At 58.7% G+C, this 23,309-nt stretch carries 19 protein-coding genes and 2 tRNA genes; 8 read left to right on the top strand and 13 right to left on the bottom strand.

Annotated elements, in window-relative coordinates:
* The first annotated feature begins 12 nt into the window (after positions 1-12).
* A tRNA-Lys gene (locus HMPREF3135_RS10405) sits at positions 13-85 on the top strand.
* A gap of 161 nt (positions 86-246) precedes the next feature.
* Here the strand turns inward: HMPREF3135_RS10405 and HMPREF3135_RS10400 are convergent.
* Positions 247-528 (bottom strand): DUF3618 domain-containing protein, encoded by a 282-nt coding sequence (locus tag HMPREF3135_RS10400; protein WP_038628049.1) that lies wholly within the window; start codon positions 526-528, stop codon positions 247-249.
* Between the two features lie 150 nt (positions 529-678).
* Between HMPREF3135_RS10400 and bcp the strand changes: the two genes are divergently transcribed.
* The 3 genes from bcp to HMPREF3135_RS10385 all read left to right on the top strand — a co-directional run bounded on the left by bcp (position 679) and on the right by HMPREF3135_RS10385 (position 3,840).
* Complete coding sequence (gene bcp / locus HMPREF3135_RS10395) at positions 679-1,206, top strand: thioredoxin-dependent thiol peroxidase (protein ID WP_070439578.1); 528 nt, start codon at positions 679-681, stop codon at positions 1,204-1,206.
* Between the two features lie 159 nt (positions 1,207-1,365).
* On the top strand, positions 1,366-1,941 hold the full coding sequence (locus tag HMPREF3135_RS10390; RefSeq protein ID WP_246818344.1) for a TetR/AcrR family transcriptional regulator: 576 nt from the start codon (positions 1,366-1,368) through the stop codon (positions 1,939-1,941).
* 159 nt (positions 1,942-2,100) lie between these two features.
* Positions 2,101-3,840 carry a neocarzinostatin apoprotein domain-containing protein gene (locus HMPREF3135_RS10385; protein WP_083280653.1) on the top strand — a complete coding sequence of 580 codons (1,740 nt, stop codon included), beginning with the start codon at positions 2,101-2,103 and terminating at the stop codon, positions 3,838-3,840.
* Between the two features lie 12 nt (positions 3,841-3,852).
* Here HMPREF3135_RS10385 and HMPREF3135_RS10380 read toward each other — a convergent pair whose 3' ends face one another.
* The 5 genes from HMPREF3135_RS10380 to HMPREF3135_RS10360 all read right to left on the bottom strand — a co-directional run bounded on the left by HMPREF3135_RS10380 (position 3,853) and on the right by HMPREF3135_RS10360 (position 14,994).
* On the bottom strand, positions 3,853-4,257 hold the full coding sequence (locus HMPREF3135_RS10380) for a holo-ACP synthase AcpS (protein ID WP_038628039.1): 405 nt from the start codon (positions 4,255-4,257) through the stop codon (positions 3,853-3,855).
* A complete protein-coding gene (locus HMPREF3135_RS10375; RefSeq protein WP_246818343.1) occupies positions 4,254-13,400 on the bottom strand; it encodes a type I polyketide synthase in 9,147 nt (3,048 codons plus the stop codon). Before HMPREF3135_RS10375 ends, HMPREF3135_RS10380 begins: the two co-directional genes overlap by 4 nt.
* Positions 13,401-13,751: 351 nt before the next feature.
* Positions 13,752-13,949 carry a hypothetical protein gene (locus HMPREF3135_RS10370; protein ID WP_038628037.1) on the bottom strand — a complete coding sequence of 66 codons (198 nt, stop codon included), beginning with the start codon at positions 13,947-13,949 and terminating at the stop codon, positions 13,752-13,754.
* A 182-nt stretch (positions 13,950-14,131) separates the two neighbouring features.
* Positions 14,132-14,545: a hypothetical protein gene (locus HMPREF3135_RS10365; RefSeq protein WP_038628034.1), complete on the bottom strand. Its 414-nt coding sequence runs from the start codon at positions 14,543-14,545 to the stop codon at positions 14,132-14,134.
* A 29-nt stretch (positions 14,546-14,574) separates the two neighbouring features.
* A complete protein-coding gene (locus HMPREF3135_RS10360) occupies positions 14,575-14,994 on the bottom strand; it encodes a hypothetical protein (protein WP_038628031.1) in 420 nt (139 codons plus the stop codon).
* A 913-nt stretch (positions 14,995-15,907) separates the two neighbouring features.
* On the opposite strand from HMPREF3135_RS10360, the gene HMPREF3135_RS10350 reads away from it, so the two are divergent.
* Both HMPREF3135_RS10350 and HMPREF3135_RS10345 read left to right on the top strand, forming a co-directional pair.
* Positions 15,908-16,099, top strand: coding sequence for a hypothetical protein (locus HMPREF3135_RS10350; RefSeq protein WP_141737473.1), 192 nt, complete (start codon positions 15,908-15,910; stop codon positions 16,097-16,099).
* 142 nt (positions 16,100-16,241) lie between these two features.
* Positions 16,242-16,709 carry a hypothetical protein gene (locus HMPREF3135_RS10345; protein WP_141737474.1) on the top strand — a complete coding sequence of 156 codons (468 nt, stop codon included), beginning with the start codon at positions 16,242-16,244 and terminating at the stop codon, positions 16,707-16,709.
* A gap of 287 nt (positions 16,710-16,996) precedes the next feature.
* Here HMPREF3135_RS10345 and HMPREF3135_RS10340 read toward each other — a convergent pair.
* Positions 16,997-17,078, bottom strand: a tRNA-Leu gene (locus HMPREF3135_RS10340).
* Positions 17,079-17,301: 223 nt separating this feature from the next.
* On the opposite strand from HMPREF3135_RS10340, the gene HMPREF3135_RS10335 reads away from it, so the two are divergent.
* Together HMPREF3135_RS10335 and HMPREF3135_RS10330 are read left to right on the top strand one after the other, a co-directional pair.
* On the top strand, positions 17,302-17,697 hold the full coding sequence (locus tag HMPREF3135_RS10335; RefSeq protein ID WP_038628021.1) for a hypothetical protein: 396 nt from the start codon (positions 17,302-17,304) through the stop codon (positions 17,695-17,697).
* A 33-nt stretch (positions 17,698-17,730) separates the two neighbouring features.
* Entirely contained in the window at positions 17,731-18,084 is a 354-nt protein-coding gene (locus HMPREF3135_RS10330) for a DUF3817 domain-containing protein (RefSeq protein WP_005511118.1), read from the top strand.
* Between the two features lie 46 nt (positions 18,085-18,130).
* On the opposite strand, the gene HMPREF3135_RS10325 is transcribed toward HMPREF3135_RS10330, so the two are convergent.
* The 6 genes from HMPREF3135_RS10325 to HMPREF3135_RS10300 form a co-directional block, all read right to left on the bottom strand.
* On the bottom strand, positions 18,131-18,832 hold the full coding sequence (locus HMPREF3135_RS10325; RefSeq protein ID WP_038628019.1) for a non-canonical purine NTP pyrophosphatase: 702 nt from the start codon (positions 18,830-18,832) through the stop codon (positions 18,131-18,133).
* Positions 18,829-19,590, bottom strand: coding sequence for a ribonuclease PH (gene rph, locus HMPREF3135_RS10320; protein WP_038628017.1), 762 nt, complete (start codon positions 19,588-19,590; stop codon positions 18,829-18,831). Before rph ends, HMPREF3135_RS10325 begins: the two co-directional genes overlap by 4 nt.
* A 68-nt stretch (positions 19,591-19,658) precedes the next feature.
* Positions 19,659-20,441 carry an MBL fold metallo-hydrolase gene (locus tag HMPREF3135_RS10315; protein ID WP_038628014.1) on the bottom strand — a complete coding sequence of 261 codons (783 nt, stop codon included), beginning with the start codon at positions 20,439-20,441 and terminating at the stop codon, positions 19,659-19,661.
* 73 nt (positions 20,442-20,514) lie between these two features.
* Positions 20,515-21,345, bottom strand: coding sequence for a glutamate racemase (gene murI / locus HMPREF3135_RS10310; protein ID WP_049182076.1), 831 nt, complete (start codon positions 21,343-21,345; stop codon positions 20,515-20,517).
* 128 nt (positions 21,346-21,473) lie between these two features.
* On the bottom strand, positions 21,474-22,148 hold the full coding sequence (locus HMPREF3135_RS10305) for a rhomboid family intramembrane serine protease (protein WP_038628009.1): 675 nt from the start codon (positions 22,146-22,148) through the stop codon (positions 21,474-21,476).
* 16 nt (positions 22,149-22,164) lie between these two features.
* On the bottom strand, positions 22,165-23,268 hold the full coding sequence (locus HMPREF3135_RS10300; RefSeq protein WP_038628006.1) for a P1 family peptidase: 1,104 nt from the start codon (positions 23,266-23,268) through the stop codon (positions 22,165-22,167).
* Between the last annotated feature and the right edge of the window lie 41 nt (positions 23,269-23,309).

The raw sequence follows: 23,309 nt of genomic DNA, 5'->3' as shown, positions 1-23,309 counted from the left end.
AGGAAACAGTAAGCGCCATTAGCTCAACTGGCAGAGCAGCTGACTCTTAATCAGCGGGTTCGGGGTTCGAGTCCCTGATGGCGCACGATACAGACCGGGAAGGTAGAAATACCTTCCCGGTCTTTTTGTTGCATAACAAGCGCAGTCGCCAACTTGTGCCCCACGCCTGACTCAAAAAGGGATTAGATACGCAAAAGCGCACGACCCCAGGTAACCACCCGAAGCACGTGCGCTAATTACTGAAAACTACTTAGCAGCAGTCTCAATCATCTCGCGAATGCGGTCGATTTCCTTGCTGCGATTGCGGTTACGACGAATGCCCATTGCGATGCCGCCAACAACGAGTGCGGCAACGACACCCAGTGCTGCCTGCACCTTAGGCTCATTCAGAGCATCGAAAACACGGGTCTTTGCGTCATCCGCAACGTTCTTCGGATTCGTTCGCACGGTTAGCTCATCCAGAGTACGGGCGAGCTGGTTACGGTTACGCTCAATATCGCGCTGGATATCTTCAATGCTGCGAGCCACGTAAACTCCCTAAAAAGTTGAATATCTAAAGTGATTGTTCGCCTAAAAGACTAACACTTCCACTACAGCAACGTGGGCGAGCACGGGGAAAAACTCAACGCATTGCTTCAGAGTCGCCACGCACCGCTCCAGAGTCGATACGATTAAGCCATGACTACTTCTTCCTCCAGCGACAAAGAATACGGCCAGAACAACATCCGACTGGAAGCTGGCGATCCTGCCCCAGCGTTTACTCTTCTCAACGACGCCGAGGAGCATGTCTCGCTGTCGGACTACGCGGGCAAGCCCGTGCTGATTTACTTCTACCCGCGGGCCAACACCCCAGGCTGCACCACTGAGGCATGCGACTTCCGCGATGAATCCGCAGCCCTGAACGATGCCGGCATTCCTGTCGTAGGTATTTCTCCGGACAAGCCGGCAAAACTCGCAAAGTTCCGTGAGGACCACGGCTTGAACTTCACCCTCCTGTCCGATCCGGACAAAGAAACTATGACCGCGTTCGGCGCTTTCGGCGAGAAGAAGAACTACGGCAAGGTTGTTCAGGGCGTCATCCGCTCGACTTTCCTGGTTAATGCCGAAGGAGAAGTTGAAAAGGCCTGGTACAACGTTCGCGCCAAGGGGCACGTCCAGCGCGTGCTGCGCGATTTGGGCGTGGAGTCTCAGTCTTCCGACAGCTAACTTGTCGCAAGACCTGCTCTGGTCCCGGTCCCAAACTCTCATCTCACATCATCCCGATTAGACGGTTTCGTAGTAGTGACTCAATCCCAGGACGCACCGAATATTCTTCGTCCCCGTCGCACTCCGGCTCAGCAACGCAGCCGAGAGCGGTACGCACGCATGCTCAGCTCGGCACGCTCCGTGCTCATCGAGCACGGGTTTGAGTCTTTTACTTTCGACGAAGTCGCTCGCCTTGCCGATATCCCCATTGGCACGCTCTACCAATTTTTCGCAAACAAGTATGTGATGATCTGCGAGCTCGACCGTCAGGACACCGAGGCCGTCATTGAGGAAGTCTCACGCTTCGGTGAAACAGTCCCCACCCTGAAATGGCCGGAGTTTCTCTCGGAGTTCATCGACCACCTGGCAAAACTGTGGCGCGAGGACGTTTCTAGAAGAGCCGTATGGCTGGCCGTTCAATCGACGCCCGCTACACGCGCGACCGCAGAAGATACGAAGGCACGCCTGGTCACCGAGATTTCAAAGGTGCTGCGCCCGCTGGTGCCGTCGTCAAGCGGTGCGGAACTGAATTTCATCTCCGACCTCATGATTAACGCGACGTACGCCCTGCTGAATTATGCGGTTGACCATCCGGGAAGTGATGCTGAACGGGAAGCTCATTACGAGCTGACGGTGCAGGAAATCAAACGCATGACTATCTCTTATCTCATGAGCGTCGCAGAAGCAGCAGACTAGAAAGCTCCCCTCCTCACCTCGGCAGGGGCATTTATTGCCCTTACCAATACGCGGAGGGTAGGCTTGCCTTAGTTTACGCTTTACTCTGGTCAGCGCGGTGGGGTTGCTTGTTTTTCGCCGTGCCTGCGCCGGAACTCCCAAACAGAATCAGAGGTTTACATGTCCACGACGCAGGGCGCTTTCCGACGGAGCCTGCTTCCCCGCTCTATTGTTCTAGCTTCGGCAATCGTAGTGAGTACGGGATTTCTACCCGCAGTCCCCGCATCGGCACAGTCGCTGCCATCGATTGGACAGCTCGGCGGTTCGCTCCCCGGCATCGGTGACCTTCTCGGCGGTAGCATCGATCAGTCTGAGCGCCAGCTCTCCGTGACCCCTGCCACTGATCTTTCCGACGGCGCCACCGTGACCATCAAGGGAGTCGGCTACCCCGCTAACGCAAATATTTACCTGGCCCAGACAATCGAGAAGCCAAAGTCGGGCTACCCCTCGACCTATGGCGAAGCGGCCAAGGTCACGGTCGGCGCTGACGGAAGTTTTACGCAGGAGATGAAAGTCGCGACCAGCTTTGGCGATGTCGACTGCACCTCCACCCAGTGCTACGTAGCCTCCTTTACTGCGTTCCCTAATCTTTCTGACCGCAGCAATGACCAGTGGGTCCCCATCACTTTCAAGGCGGGTGCTACTTCCCAGGCTGCTCAATCGCAGGGTTCCACCGGCGCGGCACCGAGTGGTGGCCAGAGCACTGGTTCGGGCTCACAGTCACCGTCGCAGTCACGAGGTAGCGCATTGGTGAGCCTGTCCAAGACCTCAGACTTGAACCCGAGCGGCGACACCATTCGAGTTGAAGGCAAGGGATTCAAGACCTCTGGACCGGGCATCTACGTCGGTATCGCGCAAAATGACCAGATGGATGTGACCAACGCCGATTCCTTCGGCCCGGATACCAAGTTTGTGTCTACCTCTCGCGGCAACCTGAAGTCCGACGGCAGCTTCAGCGTGGATCTTCCGGTCAGCGCGAAGTTCGGCACGGCAGACTGCATGCAGAACGCTTGCTCGGTCTACACCATTGCTGCTCACGGTTCTTCCGACCGCAGCCAGGACACAGCGACAGCAGTATCGTTTGCCGGCGGAGCTGCTAAGCAGGACGCTACCCTGCCGTCCGGCGGTGGCTCCTCACAGTCCGCCGGCAGCGCAAGCTCCAGCGCCAGTGGCAGCACAGGGTCTAGTGGGTCGAGTAGCACCACCGGTTCCAGCGGCTCCAGCAGCTCCAACGACAGCAGCTCCTCGACCGGAACCCCGGCGGTAAGCCTGTCCACCACGGAACTGAACCCATCGGGCAGCACCGCAATTACCGTCTCCGGCACCGGATTCAAAACCAGCGGCAACGGCATCTACGTCGCAGTGGCTGAGAAGAACAAGTTCTCCACCACCAACGCTGATGCTTTCTCCGCCGCTGAGTTTGTCCGCACCTCCCAGATGTCCTCCGACGGAAGCTTCTCTACCACGCTCAATGTCGAGGCCGTCACCTCGGCCGCCAACTGCGTCGAAAATGACTGCGCACTCTACACCTTTGCTGCACATGGTTCTTCCGACCGCAGCCAGGACACGGCCACGGATCTCAGCGTCGGTGGCTCCGCCAAGGAACGCGAAGAAGCTGTGAAGGCCGGTGCCTCCAAGACCGGAGAGTCCAAGGCCAGCGGCGCATCCAAGGCATCTGGCAAGGCTTCCGCAAGGTCCAACGCTTCCGGTAATGGGCTCGACGAAGCTGTGCAGACTCAGCAGGCCGCGACCAATTCCCCGCTCCAAACCGCCGCAGTCGCCGGAACCGGCGCAATCCTGGGCGCGCTAATCTTCGGTGCTGGCATCCTGGTCGGTCGCCGTCAAAAGTCCGTCGATTAGCACCGCGCCGGACTAGTCCAAGCGTACGACGGCGATTGCGTAGTCGCCGTCGTGCGAGATGCTTAACGACGGCCCCAGCTGCCACTCCTGATCGTGGAAATGGCGGCTTACAGCTCCGTGGAGACTGATGCTCACGCGACCGTAGGCATCCGGCTGCACCTCTATTTCCCGCCAGTCCAGCCGATCTCGCGCAATCGGCGGCTGGCTGCCGAAGATAGTCTGCGACCAGGCCTTGATGAAGGCTTCCTTCGCAGCCCAGCGGCCCGCTAAGTGACGCGCCAGCGCGCCGCCGACTGCTCCGCGGCGCTTTGCTATCAGTAGCTCAGCCGGTGTGAAAACCGCCTGCGCGAACTGACTTCCTGGCATATTCAGCTGCTCTTCGAAGCTCGGAATATAGACGAGGTCTACGCCAATCATGGCTGGAGGACACCATCGATCAGACGGGCGCCATCGGAAAGCAGAACGGCCTTTTCCAATGCAGCGGGTGAACCGAACCGACCACCGTCCGCCAGGTTTCGCTCGCGTGGACGCTCGTAGAGAGTTTCCCCACCGTAAATAGCCTCATCAATGCGACGCAGACCAGCCGCTTCGCGGTTGTGCGCCGCGCTACGCCAGCGTTCCGCAGCCTCAGCGCCATCGTGCTGCACTATCGCTTGATAGAAAGCTTCCGGATGGACGACTGCCACCAGTGCCGAGACATGTCCGAACCCGAGCGAGGTAACAAAGCCAGCCTTCAGCGGCAACGTATTGCCGAAATTGACTGCCTTCGTTGGCCATACCAAACGAGAATGCTCAGCCAATGCGGGATCGACGCAGTCCAGCGATCGATTACCTGGCACAATGCCGCTACGCAATACTTGAGTCAGACCAATGATCTGGAACGCTGCAGCCCCACCCTTGGCGTGTCCGGTCAGGGATTTCTGAGAGACCACCAGCAGCGGGTTCGAGCGCTCGCGACCGAGTTCATCTGCAATGCGTTCATGCAGTTCAGACTCATTGGGGTCATTGGCATTGGTCGAGGTATCGTGCTTGGACAACACCGCGACCTGATCCCCAGTGACATCGAGTGCTGCAAGTGCGCGAGCCAACCGAGACTTCTCGCCGCCCTGAGCTGCCGCTAGTGCACCCAAACCCGGCGCCGGGATGGATGTGTGCGCGCCGTCGGCGAAGGACTGGGCGTATGCGACGACACCGAGCACGGGGAGTCCCATGTCACGAGCGATGTCTCCGCGAGCCAACAGCACCGTTCCGCCACCTTGCGATTCCACGAAGCCTCCGCGTCGACGATCGTTAGGCCTGGAGAAGTACGCATGGTCGATACCCTTATCTTCCATGGTGGCGGAGTCAGCTGTGGCGGCCATGTCGCCGAAACCTGTGATCCCCTCTGCGGATAGGTCATCGAAGCCACCCGCGACAACGAAATCTGCCTTACCCAGGGCTATCTTGTCGACGCCCTCCTCCACCGACACCGCTGCCGTCGCACAGGCTGCGACAGGGTGAATCATCTGCCCGTAGCCACCGACATAAGACTGCATAACGTGGGCGGCAATAACATTTGGCAATGCCTCCTGCAGGACGTCATTGGCTCGCGGTTGCCCCAGCAGGCCGTCGATGTAGAGACTGCGCAGCGACTCCATCGCACCAATACCTGTGCCCTGCGTCGACGACACTCGCGCCGGGTTGACCGCTTCCAGCAGTTGCGCTGGGCTGAAGCCCGATGACAGGAACGCATCAACAGTACAAACGATGTTCCACAAGCTCACGCGGTCCAGATTGTCCATCATGTCCGCCGGAATACCGTAGCGTGCCGGGTCAAAGCCCTGCGGAATTTGACCGCCAACATAGCGGCTCATCGCCATTCGGCGCGGAACCTGAACCGGCGTGCCAGCGGCTCGTGTCACAAGCCACTGCCCTGTCTCGGCATCGAAGCTCGCAGTGGTGTTGTCCGGGTTGGAACTGACAAAAGTCTCCGCTGCCGCGCGATCGCGCACCGCAAAGCTCAACGCTCGATCCAGGTAGACCGTGGTCAGCTCAGTCATCGTATTATCAACCAAATCGCCATCATCGGCGTAACGACGCACACCAACTCGCGCCAACACTTCATCGCGGTAGCGCGAAGCAATGTCGCTTTCTGCCAACGGTTGCCCATCGGCATCGTGCCAGCCGCCCTCATAGGAAATCAGCCCCATTGACCAGGCCAATTCCACAATTCCCGCTGCAGAAATATCATCGACTTCGGCCTCAAAGCGCGTCCGGGAAGAACCGTACGGTCCAAGCTCGCCGGCGCCCACGATGACCACCATGTCCTCCGGAGCCGCTGCGATGTCACCAAAGGTTGGTGTTGTCTGCGAAATCGGTCGACGCGGGCTTGGCAGGCTGCTTAAGACACGGCTTGACGACGGCTCCTGCGAGCGCGCCCCGCTAGCGACCTCGGAGTTTTGAGCTGATAGGCCAGCCGCCTGTGCAGCCTCCTGCGCCAATTGCGCAATGTTGAGGTCAACGTCACCCAATCCACCGGTGAGATCGGCCTGAATCGGGCGGGTTTGAGCATTCTTCCGAGTCTCCGAGCTCGCGAGCTCAATCAGTTCAGCTGCCATTTCTTCGGTGGAGAAGGTGCGAACTCCCTTTGCTTCCACTGCAGCAACCAGCGGATCGTTTCCACCCATCAGATTGGTTCCTCGGACCCAACCAATCTGTGCATGAGCCAGAGTGGTGCGGGTGCGCCAAGCGTCCTCCACATTCCAGCGCGCCACCACTGCGTCGAGGGCGGCCTTGGCTTCACCATAGGCACCATCGCCGCCGAAGCGACCACGGTTCGGTGAACCAGGCAACACCACATGCAAACGATGCTGCAGATTATTGTCCACGCCAAGTGCTGACATCCCTGCGATGAGTCGCTCCACCGACCACAGAAGCAGACGCATTTGGGTCTCGGACGCAGGACCGGCGTCGGCAAGCGAGCCCGAAACCGTAGGCGCCGCGAACGGGAATAGCAGCGTCGGTGACAGCGCGGGCTTGGTCACAACCACTTCCGCACCAATCGTTGTAGTCTGTTCGGTTCCAATCCAGTCGATAAGGGAATCCAAGTCCTGGAAGCTGGACAAGTTCGCCGGTACCACCCACAGCTTCGCCTCGCCCTGCGCATTCACGCGATAGAGCTGCTTGTAGAAGCTCAGGCGTTCGCGTCCAAGGCGTGAAGTGGTAACAACAACGGTTGCACCCTGAGACAGCAGCTGTGCAGTTACGGCGGAACCAATCGAATTTGGCGATGCGCCGGTAACAACTGCAATGTCGGAGCTCATCGGCAGTTCGTCCACATTCGTGATGACCTCGTCCGCCAACTGGCGGTAGATACTCGCCAACTGTGTCCGCCCTGCCTCGTCTGCCTTGGCAGCCCACCACTGTGCCTGCTCAACTGCGGTTTCATGGATACTGCCCGGCGCGGTGCCAGCCACATGCCCATCAGCGGCTACCCATAGGCGCGCAAGGTCATCGCGGGAGGTGGCCCAGCGGTCGTCGAGAAGCACTGCCTTGGTGGGCGTAAACGTCGGGGTGACCAGCTTCGGCCAGTCCGCGCCGAGTTCAGCGGTGACAAGATTTACCAGGTTGCTGTCGGCGTCTTCGGCATCGAAGTCAATGTCATCGGTAATCTCGTGGCCGAGTTGCTCCAGAATCGTGCGTGCCGCGGTAGCAAGAATGCCTCGCTGACCTGTCAGTTTATCTGCAAACTCAGTGAGTGCAGCCGAGTCGACCACCCCAGCACCACTGTCACTTGCCGACGGCTTAGCGACAGCTACACCTCGCTGCGTGGCGACCGCAAGGATCGCTTCATCGATCAGCTGGTTGAGTTCAGCAGTATTGGTTGGGGCGGCCGGAGCCAGATGCGCAAGATCGCCGCCGCGCAGGGATGCGCCCTCACGAGTACCGAGCATCACCTCAGCACTGACTGCGGTTGCCCACCCCTTGCCAAGCTGCCATTCACCCAGCACATAATCATCGAGGTAATTCGCGCCTGCACCGGCAGGACCGGTAATCCGGCGAATACCGTCGGCAATGGCTTCGGAGAGAATCGGACCGAATGCCGAATACGCACTGGCCAAGCTATCAATTTTGTCCTTTAGATCCGCCAGTTCCGCATCTGCTGCCCCCTCGATTGAACCGAGGTCGAATTCCACTCCGAGATCGAGCAGCAGTTGATTGCGTCGAGATGAGACTCCATCGACCAGAGTCTCGATGGAGTCAGCGGCACCGAGCTGGTCGGGGCGTACCTTCGTCCATTGGCAAATAAGAACTTCCAGCGCTTGTGCCGGGCTGACGGCAATATCAGCAACTTCGGTAGCCGGAGTGGCAGCACTCGTGATCGTAGTGGACTGTTCGGTCGCCGCGGATTGGTCGGGGGATACCGTCGGCGCCGCTGCTCCCGCTTCTCCTGTTTCTCCCGCTGCTCCTGATTCTCCAGATAGAGCCTGCGCCGAGTCCTGCTCCGTTGTCACCTCCGACTCGGGCTCAGTCTTTTCCGGCTGAATTTGGTCGCGCATAAACACTGCATCAGCATCACGTTCGAGATTGAGTACTCGAATGTCGCGGCTTCGGTGGCGGGGCAACTGGCAGGTACGAGCGGCCAGGTTTGCCAGTGTGGGCGCTGTGCCTACACCGACTTCAACAATGCGGCTGACACCGAGATCCTCAAGCAACAGATCCTGCGTTTCAATCCACCTCACCGGTGAGCAGAATTGCCAGGCCAGCAACTCGACCAGCAACATGCGGGCCAGGCGCGCCGGGTTTTCAGCGGCAGAGTCGAAATCGGCAAGGATGTTTTCCAGAATGTCTGAGTCGACAACTGCAGCCATCTGGCGGACGAACTTCTCAGTCAGCTCAAAAGAGGTCGCAGTGAGATTCGGGATATAGCGTCCCACCAGGAGTTCTGGAGCGATTTCCGCTGGCAGCAGCCGCTCCAGGTGTTTACGGAAGGAATCCACACCGTCGCGTAGGACACTGGAGTGGAATGGCACGTCAATACCTGGGATACGCACGTATCCCTTGCCGTCCGAGCTGCGGCGCTCGCACTGTTCAGCCAGTGCTGCAAGCCCCGCGACGGTGCCGGCGACGGCGTACTGCTTGCCTGCCAGGTTGAGATTTACGACTTCGAGGAACTCACCGATTTCCTGCGACAACCGATTAACAAACTCGGTGACCTCGTCCTCGCCTACGCCAATCTTGTCCGGACGCAGGGCGCACAAACCATAGTTGGACCTCCCCTGCTCATCACGTTCGACCAGTTCATGCATGGTCAAACCGCGGCGGTAGACAACCTCTAACACGGCGTCTGCGTCAAGCGCCCCAGCGAGAGCCGCCAGCGCGTTGTACTCACCGACAGAGTGTCCCGCAAAGTGAGCTGTTTCATCCAGCAGCCCTGCTTCACGGAGCTCCGCAACCTGTGCCAGCCCCAACGTCGCCATCGCAACCTGGGTGAACTGGGTCAGATTCAGAACACCCTCTGGGTGGAAGTAGCGCACACCATCCACGACCACCTCTACCGGGTTGTCCCGGACAATAGCCAGTACGGAAAAGCCAAGCTTCTCTCGGGTCATCGCATCAGCCTGGTCCCACACGCGGCGGGCCGCTACGCTGCGAGTCCGAGCAGACAGCCCCATCCCCTGTGATTGAATCCCCTGACCAGGGAAGACATATGCGGTCTTCGGTGCGGCGATTACAGCAGTGGCGGTCAATACCAGCTCGCCATCTACTGTGGCCGTGACTTCGCGGACTTCACCGGCGCCTGGGCGGTCATCAAAACCACGGCGTTCGACAGAGAATTTCACTTCCTGTCCAGGCAGAACCGGACTCAGCATAGTCGCAGTGAACTCAATCCCCCGGTTGCCAATGCCGGCATCCGACGTGGCGACAGCCGCATGCTCAGCCATCGCCGACAGCCACATTCCATGGACAATAACCCCTGGTAGACCAGCTAGCGCTGCTGCACGGGAATCGACGTGGATAGGATTGCGATCGCCCGTGACACAGCTAAATGGCTCCATCGCCTTAGGCGCTTCCACGGTCAACGCACCGCGGAAACTCCGTGGCGTATCCGTGACCGTTGGAAATGGCACAGTGTTGGTCCGTGCTGTCTCGCCGCCGTTTCGGCCACGAATGGCAAAGCATTCACTCAAGGTGGCGAGCAGCGTATCGCCATCACGAACCTCCGCGCGCACCACAACTAGTCGCCCTAAGTCCGTATCAACGATCTCGTCGACACGCGCACTAATCCGCAACGTTGTGGTTTTCTGCGGTAGAGCTCCAATCATACGAATGTGATGCTCAAGGTGAACAAGCGCGAGCATGCCCTCAACAACATCAATGCCGGTCTCAGTACGCGCCTGCGCGACTGCCGCAAAAATCGCTGGCCAAGCATGCCCAACCAACGCGTCCGGCACCGCCGCCTGTGACTCATCGCCGGCAGCTGCAATAGTGACCGCATCGTAGTCAGCCATCGCCATCGGATCCCACACGGATTCCCACTCCGCGACCCCATCGACGACGTTTGCAAGCTCACCGCCAGCTGCGATTCGCGTCAGCTCCCGCATCGCGGCCGCCGCATCCTCATGCTTAACGACGGGCACTGCGCCCACCGCTGCACTCTGACACAGGCGAATTCGCAGTTTCGTATTCTCACCCGCAGCATCGGGTAGCGGAACCGTCAGCTGTGCCCATACGAGGTCCTCCCCGCCCTCATCATTGCTCCCATCAGCTCCAATGATCTCCAAAATGGCACCAGTACCTGGGTGTTCTAGGCGTTGCGAACGAGAGACATCACTTGCATCAGATACACATACCCACTCATGTTCCGCGCCAAGTGCCAGCGCCGGATTCGGCTGCTGTCGGCCAGCCCACCAAATCACAGGTGCTGCGAGCATCCGGCTGAGGGCGTCAACAGGTACCTCCGGCAGGTAGCCGGTATCCATCAATGCCTGTGCGGTAGCTTTTTCAAACCGACCCAGAATCTCCGCTACTGGCTCATTCGCGCGGGTAATGCCCGAAACAGCCTGCGGCCCAGGGATGATGCAGACTTGATCCGCATCGTAGCGAGAGTCATGCGCCTGCCATAGGGAGTCCGATCGCCACCAGCGACGAACCTCAGCATCGATAACCGGAACGAACGGCACAGGCTTGCCCGGGGTGCGGCAGAGCTCAGAGATAAAGAAGGTGACATCTGCTGGATGGAGCTGGGTATCCAGGTCTAGCAGGCCGGACAGTCGCGAGATTTCGCTGCGCGGCTGGGTGCGCAAGCTGTCGCCGTCGGCAAGCGCGGCAAACGTGCCCGCGTCGACTGCACTTAGTCGTGCCTCTACGCGGTCGACGAGTGCGACGAAGCGCGTCGACCACGTTGGATCGAGGAACGTCCCCTCGGGCGCGCACAATTCGAGATAGCGGTTCAGCACCTCGGCATACGTCATGGTGCTGACATCTCCGAAGTACGGCTTCGCGGTGGAGTTAATTGCCTCGATGATCTCCGCGCGTCGTTCGGTGACCTTAGTGAGGTCACCTGCGACTTCGTCAAGCAATCTGCCTGCGCGTGCTGCGGCGTTTTCAATTTCGTGGATATCAGCACCCAACTGGCTACGCCCCGACGCCATGCCATCCATGGCGCTACCGGCGGGAATCCAGTTGTCAGTGCCGACGGTGTCGACCAGCATTTGTTTCACGGACTCAGAGGCGGTCGACTCCTTTGCCGCCATCGCAGCTGTGCCGATGATGACAGCATCTACCGGCATCGGCGCCAACCCGTAACGTGTCGACCACGTGCCCATCAGATAATCACGGGACTGTTCTGGCTTGCCGATGCCACCGCCAACAGCAAGCACTACATCTCGCCTGCGGATCTTTGCGTAGGTGTTAATTAGCAGGTCATCGAGGTCTTCCCAGGAGTGATGGCCACCAGCACGCCCACCTTCAACTTGCATGATGATTGGATACGGCGTGCCATGCTGCGCCAAGGTATCCGCGATTTCGAGCACCGACTCGATTTGTGCGATTGTGCCCGGCTTGAAGGAAATATACGGAATTCCGCCCTCGCGCAGCTGCTTTACTAGCTCTACTGCCTCGTCCACCTCGGGGATGCCCGCAGAGATGGTGACACCATCAATCGGTCGACCGGCTGCCACCGCACGCGGGAGCAAACGCCGGCTTCCAATGTGCAAACCCCACAGGTACGGATCCAAAAACATGGTGTTGAACTGTGCACTGCGGCCCTCCTCGAGCAGTTCGGAGAGTCGCGCCACATTAGCCTCGAAGATTTCCGGCGTGACCTGGCCGCCACCGGCCAGCTCTGCCCAGAACCCGGCATTCGCTGCAGCCGCCACAATTTCAGGGTCAACAGTTGTCGGGGTCATACCGCCGAGCAGAATTGGCGAGCGCCCGGTCAACTTGGTGAACTTCGTCTCGACACGGGGCTTAACCCCAGTGACCAGCCGCGGTGCAAACTCCAGCCACGATGTCGGATACTCAATGTCGCTCTCAGACAGGATGCTCCTCCCCGCAGCTGTTGCCGCAGCAATCACCGCCACGCCGTACCCTTCAGCGTTACGTTCTGTCAGCTTGACGACGCCCGTGTGTGGCCCCAGATCCAAAATGGTGGTTGCCCCTTGGTCGATGAGCCCCCGCACCTCAGCGCTCCAATCGCTGGAGTCAACCAAGATTGCACGCGCAAGCCAGTCAGCTGTTTCTGCATCCAGCCCAATGCGCTCAGCTCGCTCCACTACCCATGCCGCAGCAGGCGCCAGTGCTGGGTGATGGAATGCGCCGCTAACTGGCAAAACTGTACATTCGACAGCCCGCCCCTTCTGCTGCTGCGCTGTGAGCTGCTCTGCCAGCTGTTCTAGTTCATCTTGCTTGCCGATAACTACGCTGGTGGTCTGCGTATTCTTCAGACCGATGACACAGTCCTGGGAGAGGAAAGGTTCCAACTCCTCGACCGTTAGGCCAGAGATACTCATCATCGGCGCGCGCCCAAATCCGGCTACTCGGCTTCCGCGCGCACACGCCACACCGATGAGGCGAGCTAGTGCAAGCAGTTCTGCTGCCTTCTCTGGATGAGCGACAATCTCAGCGGTAAGAACACCTTGCGAATGACCGGTTACCGCTATCGCGTCATCGATATTAATTCCCTGCTTTGCCAGCAACTCAACAATGCCCAACTGTGCTAATACGATGCCCGGCACGCTGACTGCAGGGTTGGTTGTATCTCCGGTAAATGGGTCGTCTGTCACGAGTGAGATTGCCCAACCAAAGGGGTCGAAACCTGCGGGAAGCTGGCCGATGAGATCGTCGTCAAGCGGTGCGAGCAGTTCCTCAGCGCGAGTGAAAACTTCCCGTAGTTTCTTTGAGTTGCCACTGGCCATGACGCTGGAGAGAGTGTCCAGCCATGGTTGCGATTGACCGGCGAAAGTGACTGCAAAAGTACCCAGATCTGGAGCATTTACGACATTGGTCTGCAAAGTGGCGAGTTTTTCGTATTTCACGTGGCTGAGGTCCTTGTCTTGTGGGGTACGAAATGAAAACATCTTTTGTTTCCAAATCCTTGCCAGGACACTATGCCATAAATCATGAGGAATCCATCATGTTTTTCTGATGCGGTTCTGTGGTCATGTCAGAGGGAAAATAGTTTGGCCCCCTAAAGTAGGGAGTCCGGAATAGCAACGAGGTCAACGGGTCCAGCACCCCAAAAGCAAAAGAATTCCGCAGGTAGGAAACAGTGTTTCCCCGCTGGGAAACTACTTGCGCTTCATCCCCGCGGCAGCATCGGCTACGGAAAATGAAGCCACGATGACTGCGTCGATTTACACCTAATCGGTGATGAACATCACACTCAGAATGAGCGTCAATGTGCGACTAGAACGCTCAGTTTTCGCCAATTAATCGCCTAGCGCATCCAAGATTGCGGACTCCGCTTCTTCTAAGCGCCGCTCTGACTCTTCAAGGTCCTGCTGCGACCTACCGTCGCGCTCGACTTTGCCGTCGAAGATTGCGCAGGGATCATCGTTGACCACAGTGTCGTCGGGAACTATGCCACGACGCGCCATGTACTCATCCAGATGCATCGAGATGCTCAAGTTGCCTCCCTGCTTCCACCTTACGATTCAAGTTACGATTCGAGCAGCGTCATTGTATCGACAGGTTCGATCGCCCTACGCAGTGGAATGAGCGAACAGAGGTTTCCCAGAATGGTACTCACACGCGCTGTGCGGCTGCCCCGTTTTGTGTTCCCGCCAAAAGAGGCGGGACTGTCGCAGGCCTACAACTGGTCTGGCGGCCAGGGCTTTCCATCGGGGAAATACCGGTCATATTTCCAGCCCAGGCGAAAGGGGAGGACGTATTTCTGGGGACTGTTGTTCGCTTCCCACATTGATTTTGGCTTAGTCGCTTTCTCGGCTTCTTCCCGGTCGGTGTACACCCCGTAACAGATGGGGTCCCAGAAGTTGCTATCGGTGATTTCAAGAGTGGGGGTGCCGGTGAACACTCCGTAAAGGAGTTGGTCGCGGCTTTCGACCTCGACTTCGAAATCTTCCCAGGTGCCCATCATTCCGCCGGGTTGCGCGCGCCACCAGTTGTCAATCGCGAGGGCAGTTTCTTCGGATTCGACAAAGCCGCCGAGAGGTTCAGTGTTATCCGGGTAGCGGGGATAAACGACGCAGACAACAATTTTCATAGGCAATATTCTTGCGTTCTGCGGGAGGCCTACAGCTGGTCTGGTGGCCAGGGCTTTCCATCGGGGAAATACCGGTCAAACTTCCAGCCCAGGCGGAACGGAAGCACAAACTTCGGAGGGCAGTTGTTGGCCGCCCACATCGTCTTAGGTTTTGCCTCGCGCTCAGCTACCTTACGGTCTGTGTACACCCCGTGACAGATGGGGTCGTAATAGTCTGGCTCGTCAATTTTGTGGGCGGGCGTACCACTAAATACCCCGTAGAGAATCTGGTCGCGGCTATTGACCTCGACCTCGAAATCTTCCCAGGTGCCAATCATGTCGCCAGGTTGCGCGCGCCACCAGTCGTCTATCTTGCGGGCGGTCTCCTCGGACTCGACGAACCCGCCGAGAGGTTCCGTGTTATCCGGATAGCGGGGATAAACGACGCAGACAACAACTTTCATAGTCATGGTTCTACACCCTGCATGGGAGATTGGCGACCTCGGAGTAGCTTCGGGCGTAGTAGGTCTTCCCCCGATAGACGATAGTTCCCAACGTGACACCGATGAAGCGGGTATCTACTTTCCCGTTACATGTAAATGCAATGTTGTTCTGGTCTAGACGATTCGTGTTGTAGGCAGAATCGCGCACCCCGCTTAGGGCAAGCCTCCACGCGGTGTAGTATTTGTACCTCAAGTCGGAGCTGTGTTTGATACTCGTGACTGGGACGCTGCACTTTGTGTGTGGCTTGAAGCCAATGGTTCCCCAGTTACCTGACTTCCGTAGGTGGATGTAGTCCAGCCATAGGGTGCAGGGGCCATATTCCTTGACAGCCCGAACGGCGGTGGTGCCCTCGTCAAGTGGGGTATCAGATAGGACATAGGGAATCGCGATAGACCCAAGACTCTCGTCCACTTGGGCCTGGGCGGGCGCTGCTGTTCCTAGGCTGGCGACGCTGATTGCCACCGCTGTGAGTAGGGATATTGTGCGTGTGCGCATGGTTGGAGCCTTCCGTGAGTACGCTTACCAAACCGTTGGCGACAAGCTGCCCCGCGGTATTTTATTAGCTGGGCGACTGTCACTTATAGAATGGTTCACTTCCTGCCTCAATGAAAGACCTGTACCTTTCGGCTACCCCAAGCCGAGCTAGCCCGTGTCTACTCCTCTAGACACGAGCAGCTTGCCCCACGAAACTTGGCACATGCCTACATACACAGCAAAGGTGGAACGCTCCGGAGACCGGTGGGCTGTTGCAGTGCCCCAGGTTTCAGGACTATTCACCCAGGGTCGCAACCTTGTCGAGGAAAAAGACAGTTGCGCCGGGCGTTAGAGCTGTACCCGGAGATAGAGACAGACCCGGACACCGCCGAGATAGTCATTCAGATGGACACTCCCCGCGGGGAGGAGGCCGCCACAGCTATTGCCCGTAACCGTACCCTCCTCGTGGAAAAGGCGGCAGCCGCAGCCGCAACTGCTCGCGCCTCCCGCCACCTCGTAGACCGGGGATTGGCCTACCGCGATACAGCCACGCTGCTCGATATTTCATATCAACGGGTTGGGCAGCTCGTCACATAACCCACCTGCCACCTATCCACACACCCCGCCCGACGCGACTGTGCACCGCCCCATGCAGCAGTGCCCTCGCGCCGGGCGTTTCCTGTACGTGACCTAGGAAAAAGGAGACTTTTGATCGCGCCGAAGCGGCGTGCCAGGCGCTGTGACGGAGCGCACTGGTACCTACAACGAGGTGAAAGTCGAGCGTGAGCGGCGCATGACCGCGGTGGAGGGTAAGCAGGCACGTCAGCGTGCCACCCTTGGCGCAGAGATAGACTCCGACTACGCCGAGACGCTGGCCGAAGCAGACCGCACGGTGAACTCTGCGGTGGAGACAGTCAATGCGGAACTGGACGCGTGGCGCGAAACTGTCACCGCCGGGGTCTATTCCAAGACGGTCACGCGCTCGGAGACGGACCGCACGGTCATAGGCGAGACTACTAAGACTGGCGAGAGCGCACCATCTCTATGCCGCCGCAGGTTGTCGAGCAGCTGCGCCCACGGGTTGCAGGCCGCCACCCTGCCGAGCTGGTGCGGTACACCCTCCACAGCGACCCGTTTACTGACCCGCTGCTCTACCGACGGGTTCACATTCCTGGTGGACCTCCACCATGAGCACGTGCGCGGATGACGATGACACGTTTCCTAAGAGACTAGGCTGTCATGACCTCCTCACACCTCTGCCTCACTGCTCATTGCCTCTAGTGCCAATGTCATGCAGGTGCATAGGCAGCTGGGGCACGCGCGCGCCCGTCCATCACCCTCGATGCGTGCTCTCATCTGTTCGACACCGGACTGGGTGAAATCGGGCGGGAAATGGGCCAGATTTTGGGCACGCGGCCTAATGAGGGCGGAAAATCTGACGGGCTGGAGAACGAAGATACCCCGTGACCTGCATAGTCACGGGGTATTTATGTGTGCGCCTGGGGAGACTCGAACTCCCACGCCCTAAGGCACTGGAACCTAAATCCAGCGCGTCTGCCAATTCCGCCACAGGCGCCCGTCGCGAATCCGTGACAGTTACGTACAGTCCCCGTAAGCATGGACTACTTATTAGCCACCTACAGGCACAACGAACTTTCACAGCTCATTTGGACTGTACACACTTTAACGGGTTCGCCGCAGATTTCCTAATGTCCTAGCAGAATTCGTAATGCCGGATCCCCTGCCTTATCCAGCGAGCGCGCTAGCTTGGCAGGTCACGGACTAGCTATGGTGGTTATGTGTCCACTTCACAGCATTCCAATACCACTGACAAGCCAGCGAAGATTCCCACTCGTACCCGCGTGGTGCAACTAATCTTCTTGGCTCTTGCAGTCGGCGCCACTCTTGCACTCGCCTACTGGCAGCTCAGCAGGTGGAACACAACCAGCTCATTCCAAAACCTGGGCTACGCACTGCAGTGGCCAGCTTTCGGCCTGTTCTTTATTTGGGCCTACCGCAAGTACATGGAGTACGAACGCGAACGCCTGAGCGGCAATAGCGAGGCCGCATTTGAGGCTAAAGACGATGTCATGACGGAAATTCCAGACGACTTCCTGCCGACCAACCCAGATGGCTCGCGAAAGGTGCAGCGTGTGGATGAGACACAATCGACGGATTCTGGCACCAACGCCTAGGCGATAACTGCTTATTCGAGAAAAGGACTTTTAGTGACCAACATCAATCCAGATCGTCAAGAGCGCGTAAGGAAGGCACTGACGTACTTCTCCGTCACCGCCTATTTCACGGGTGTGATGCTGCTCTTGCTGTGTGCCGAGATGATTTACAAGTACCTCATCCTCGACAACTCCGCCGACGCGCCGCGGTGGTTCTTCTACACCGCCCAGATTCACGGCTTCGGCTACATGGCATTCCTCATTGCCACCGTAAACCTGGGTACCAAGGCCCGCTGGGAACCAGCAAAGTGGATTATCACCGCGCTCGGTGGCGTAGTCCCGTTCCTCTCCTTCTTCGTCGAGAAGAAGCGCCGCGAGGAAGTCGAGACCGCTTTCCAGCTGAAGTAGCGGGCTCTCGGCAGCCCGAGGGCTCGCCCGTGGGCTCACCCCAGGGCTATCCCTCAGACTCTGCCTCAGCCAGGATTTTCAGCGCCGGAGTCAAGGCACGCAGTGCACGCCCCCTGTGACTAAAAGCGTCCTTGTCTTCGGCGCTCATTTGTGCCGCAGACAAAGTGGCCTCAGCTTCGTTGCCCTCTCCAACTGCGGGCGCGAACACCGGATCATAGCCGAACCCATTGTCCCCAACAGGCTCGCGCAGAATGGAGCCAGGCCAGCGGCCCTCTACAACCAGCAGCAGGTTACCGGCTTCATCGAGGACGGCTGGGAAACCGCCGTCGGCTAGCGCGGACGGCACCTCCTTGACACCGGGGACGACCAACGCGCAAGCGGTACGGAAGGACGCCGTACGACGCTCATCTGGGCAGTCCCCCATCTGAGCGAGCAGCAGCTCGTAGTTAGCGACATCGTCTCCGTGGGTGCCGGACCAGCGCGCCGAGAGCACACCCGGCATACCGTTTAGCTCATCTACGCTGAGCCCCGAATCGTCAGCCAAGCACGCGTAGCCGGTGTGTGTCGCACCATCGAAAGCCTTGATGTAGGCGTTGTCCGCAAAAGTGCGACCGGTTTCAGGGCGCTCTGGGTACTCCGGGACGTCGCTAAGCGAAAGAAGCTCCACCGAATCAATACCCGCCGCACGCAGGATGCGGTCGAGCTCGACTAGTTTTTTAGAATTTCGGGTAGCGACAAGGAGCTTCACGGCAGCTCACCCGGGTACGGCGCACGCAGAACTTCCTGCTGCAGGGCGATGAGCTCACGAAGACCCTTTTCCGCAGAGTCGAGCATGTCATTCAGCTGACCTCGGTCGAAGGTGCCTTCCTCGCCAGTGCCCTGGATTTCGACGAACTTGCCCTCTGCGGTCATCACCACGTTGAGGTCGACCTCAGCGCGAGAGTCCTCCTCGTAAGGCAGGTCCAGGCAGACGCGGCCGTCAATAATGCCGACCGAAACAGCTGCGACTGGTGCCTTCAGCGGGGTGCCCGGCACTGCGCCCGCTGCATGCAGGTAGGTCAGGGCATCAGCCAGCGCAACGTACGCACCGGTAATGGAGGCGGTACGAGTACCACCATCCGCCTGCAGAACATCACAGTCGATGTTGATGGTGTTCTCACCGAGTTCCTTCAAGTCGATAGCTGCGCGAAGCGAGCGACCGATTAGACGGGAAATCTCGTGGGTACGACCCTTGACCTTGCCGCGCATCGACTCGCGGGGCATGCGCTCGTGGGTAGAGGCCGGCAGCATGGAGTACTCAGCAGTCAGCCAGCCCTCGCCGGAGTCACGCTTGAATCGCGGCACCGACTGCTCAACGGAAGCGGTGCACATCACACGCGTATTGCCGAAAGTAACCAGCACAGAACCTGCCGGATTGTCGGTGAAGCCACGAGTGATGGTCACCTTGCGCATTTCATCAACCGCGCGTCCATCGGCACGGCGAAAATCGGAATTAGCTGTAGTCATGCCAACTACCCTACCGCCCGGCGCGAAAGCGGTGCGACAGCTGTACGGAAACCCGATAATCGATGAGACTAGCCGCCTAGCTCCATGCCCAGGTAGGCCAATTCAACGTCACCGGTAAAGGTACTCTTCGCAGCACCCAGTGCTTCCTCACCGTCGGCGTATGGCGGAATGTGAGTCAGCACCAGCTTCTTGACCCCCGCCAGCGTCGCTGCCTTTCCGGCCTCATAGCCCGTCAGGTGCATGTCCGGCGGTGTGCCCTCTTCGTTACTGCACCATGTGGCTTCACAGATGAAGATATCCGCATTCCGCGCCAGCTCCACCAGTTCATCGGTCCACGCAGTATCTCCGGTGTATGCAATGGTCAGACCATCTGCTTCAATGCGGTATCCAACAGCTGGCACCGGGTGGACCATGTTATACGGCGTGACGACGGCGCCTCCGTCCGCTTCGCCCCCACCGACTAACAGTGGTTCACCGGGGCTACTCACAACCTGGTCAAAAGTGTCTTCCAGGTTGGCATCTTCTTCACTTCCCAGTGCTTTGCACATGGTGCCTATCCGGTCGTGAATGTCTCCGGGGCCAACCAGGAGATTCCGGGAACTCGCCGGGGCTGTCGGGTGGAAGCGACGCCAGACGAGCAGCCCTGGAATGTCTGCAGTGTGGTCTGGGTGCACATGAGTTAGTAACAAATCACAAGCTGCAGGATCAGAGATCTTCTGCAATTCGGCGAGGACACCGGGACCCAAATCAATGACAAAGGTTCGACCGTTATCCAGCTCAATGAGGTAGCCAGATGCTGGCGCCGATGGGCCACCCATGCTGCCTGTACATCCCAGAACCTTCAATCGCATACTTCAAGCTTGCCATGTAATTGATCAAAACCGAGCAAAAAACCAATGGAGTGTCTGGATTTAATAAGAAAGGTCACATTTGGGAATGCATAGTGACCTGGCTAATACCGGGCCCGAGGAAGCGCTTTGCCAGTGATGCAAAAACTTGCGGATCTCCAGTGGATTCAAATGTGCGCACAGGGGTCGGATTACTCTCCGGGTCAGCGAGCATGTCGGTCTTTGTGAGGATGCGCAGAACGTCCTTCGACGTCTCCTCCGCCGAGGACACTAGGGCGACGTCCTCCCCCATGGCCAGCTGAATCACACCAGACAGCAGCGGATAGTGGGTGCAGCCCAGCACGAGCGTATCTACACCATCGGCCTGCAATGGCGCGAGGTAGCCCTCTGCAAGTCCCAGAATCTGGCGACCAGAGGTAATTCCTCGCTCGACAAAGTCCACGAATCGCGGGCAGTCGACCGCGGAGACATCCACGCCGGGCACTGCATCAAAGAGATCTTGGTAGGCACGGGAGCGAATCGTGGCGGCGGTACCGATTACGCCGACTTTTCCGTTCCTGGTGGTCGAGACCGCACGGCGCACGGCGGGCAGAATGACCTCGACTACTGGGACTGGGTAGCGCTCGCGGGCATCACGCAAAAATGCGGCCGAAGCAGTGTTGCAGGCAATGACTATCATCTTGCAGCCGCGTGCAACCAGTTCATCGGCAATCGCTTCAGCGTGCTGACGAACCTCGGCGATGCGCAGCGGGCCGTAAGGGCCGTTGGCAGTATCGCCGATGTACATAATCGACTCGTGCGGCAGCTGATCCATGATGGCACGCGCCACTGTCAGCCCACCGACACCGGAGTCGAAGATGCCAATCGGCGCTGTTCGGTCGGGGAAGCCGCTATCCTGCGCCGTCAGCTGATTGACTGCCTGAGTTCCTGCTTCTGCTCCCACCGCTATCTGGACTCCTCATATCGTTGGTCAAACACCGAAGCTCCTATTCTAGGCCGTTTCCGCCAGGAGCTGATGCCGCTTACCTCGGGCTCTTAGCCACGTGCGCGACCGCGCTTAAACATCACCGCAGCCCAGATGCCCGCAAGCCCACCGAAGAGGTGCATCTGCCAACTAACAGCCATCTGTGTTGGCAGCACTCCCCAGATAAGACCCGAATACATCGATGCCAGAATCACGCCCAAAATAATCTGCATCACCCGACGGTTCACGAAACCGCGTACGACCAAAAACGCCAGCCAGCCGTAAATCAGGCCGGACGCACCGATGTGGACGGTATTTACACCGCCGACCAGCCATGTCAGACCGCCACCAACGACCGTAATCAAGAGCGTGACCTGCCAAAATAGCCGCTTCGACGACATTGCAATCAAACCGGCGAACAACGCCCCGGGCAGAGAGTTCGCCACAATGTGCCCGTAATCTGCGTGCAGCAGCGGTGCGGTCAAAATTCCCCACAGCGTCGAGGTTTCGCGTGGGCGCACACCGAAGTTGTTCAGCGCCCCACCAAAGATGAAATCGTTGACAAGAAAGACCGTCCATATAAGTACCAGGTACCCAATAGCCGTACTGATGGCCGCCCCGAGCCCGCCGTCGCGATCCTGCGGAACAATCTGATTATTCCGCCGCGTCTGCACGGGACCGCGCATCGGGTACTGCGCATAGTTCTGGTAATTCTGCTGTTGTCCCGAGCTCCATTGCGGATTCATTGGCGAACTTCCCTCACTACTTGTCCAGCATCTCTGACAGCGCGGCTACTCCCGCGCGCCCCGTTGCACTCATCACGGCATCGACAATAGCCATCTGCACCGCATCGGCCGCCATCGCAGCCAACAGCGCCACCACATCCGAGCCCACGGGTTCAGCGTTTTCGCTATCCGCTGCCTCGGCCGAGCTGAGCGCAAACAGCGTGTCACCGTCCATCGGTGCATGAGCCGGCCGAATCGCTCGTGCCAGCCCATCATGACCGCACATCGCCAACCGCTTCAACTGCGCAGTCGTCACCGGCGCATTGGTTATCAACGTGCCAATCGTCGTGTTTCGCGTGCTTGCCGACGACTCCCCGTCGCCAGCCGCATCTGCGAGAATCTTGGTTCTACCGACGAAAATCTGGTCCAACTGGGCCAATGCCTCCTTGCTGGCACCGGCAGCCGCCGGCATTCCGTAAAGGTGTCCCTCCGGGTCAATGACTGCACCAAAGGAGTTAACCACCATTGCGGCAGCCACAAAGTACTTACCATCGGCGGAGGTCACACGGGCTTGTCCAAAACCACCCTTAATTGCCCCGGCCATAGCGCCAACACCGGCACCTACTGTTCCGGAGGGAGTGTCCTCCGGGACGTCGTCAAGCGCGTGCGACAACGCTTCGCGCCCGAGTTCAGCGGTGGGCAGCGTCGGCTCACCTAACAGCAAGTCGAAGATGACAGCACCGGGAACGATGGGCACGAGGATATCTGGACGAGTTGGAGTGACCTCAAAGCCAATGCCGCGGTCACGCAGTTCGCGCATAACTCCGTCGGCAGCTGCAAGGCCGTATGCGGAGCCGCCAGCCAAAACGACAGCGTGGGCGCGTTCGACGGTATTCTCCGGTGCGAGCAGGTCGGTCTCGCGAGTGCCAGGACCGCCACCGCGGACATCGACAGCGCCGACAGCACCGCCTGGAGCGGCGATGACGGTGACTCCGGTATCCCCCTCAGCAGCATGGCCGATGGAGATGCCGTCGATGGAGTCGAGACATCCTGCGCCAATGTCGATGCTCGTGCCCAACGCAGCACTGCTGGCTTGGTGTCGAATGTCGGTGGGGCTGATTGCGAAAATCTCAGAATTCATTGTCGCCTACGGCACCTTTCACCACAGTTCATGGCAGTTAG

The organism is Corynebacterium sp. HMSC14H10 (assembly GCF_001807105.1).
GTDB lineage: Bacteria > Actinomycetota > Actinomycetes > Mycobacteriales > Mycobacteriaceae > Corynebacterium > Corynebacterium jeikeium_D.
Note: the sequence above shows the minus strand (reverse complement) of the source record. Positions and strands in the feature narration are given on the sequence as shown.

What these genes read in the sequence shown, in the direction of transcription:
- rph (WP_038628017.1), bottom strand. Translation starts at nt 19,590, where the DNA reads ATGACTACAGCTAATTCCGATTTTCGCCGTGCCGATGGACGCGCGGTT.
- HMPREF3135_RS10305 (WP_038628009.1), bottom strand. Translation starts at nt 22,148, where the DNA reads ATGAATCCGCAATGGAGCTCGGGACAACAGCAGAATTACCAGAACTAT.
- HMPREF3135_RS10385 (WP_083280653.1), top strand. Translation starts at nt 2,101, where the DNA reads ATGTCCACGACGCAGGGCGCTTTCCGACGGAGCCTGCTTCCCCGCTCT.
- HMPREF3135_RS10350 (WP_141737473.1), top strand. Translation starts at nt 15,908, where the DNA reads ATGGACACTCCCCGCGGGGAGGAGGCCGCCACAGCTATTGCCCGTAAC.
- bcp (WP_070439578.1), top strand. Translation starts at nt 679, where the DNA reads ATGACTACTTCTTCCTCCAGCGACAAAGAATACGGCCAGAACAACATC.
- HMPREF3135_RS10300 (WP_038628006.1), bottom strand. Translation starts at nt 23,268, where the DNA reads ATGAATTCTGAGATTTTCGCAATCAGCCCCACCGACATTCGACACCAA.
- HMPREF3135_RS10365 (WP_038628034.1), bottom strand. Translation starts at nt 14,545, where the DNA reads ATGAAAATTGTTGTCTGCGTCGTTTATCCCCGCTACCCGGATAACACT.
- HMPREF3135_RS10315 (WP_038628014.1), bottom strand. Translation starts at nt 20,441, where the DNA reads ATGCGATTGAAGGTTCTGGGATGTACAGGCAGCATGGGTGGCCCATCG.
- HMPREF3135_RS10380 (WP_038628039.1), bottom strand. Translation starts at nt 4,257, where the DNA reads ATGATTGGCGTAGACCTCGTCTATATTCCGAGCTTCGAAGAGCAGCTG.
- HMPREF3135_RS10375 (WP_246818343.1), bottom strand. Translation starts at nt 13,400, where the DNA reads ATGTTTTCATTTCGTACCCCACAAGACAAGGACCTCAGCCACGTGAAA.
- HMPREF3135_RS10390 (WP_246818344.1), top strand. Translation starts at nt 1,366, where the DNA reads ATGCTCAGCTCGGCACGCTCCGTGCTCATCGAGCACGGGTTTGAGTCT.
- HMPREF3135_RS10360 (WP_038628031.1), bottom strand. Translation starts at nt 14,994, where the DNA reads ATGACTATGAAAGTTGTTGTCTGCGTCGTTTATCCCCGCTATCCGGAT.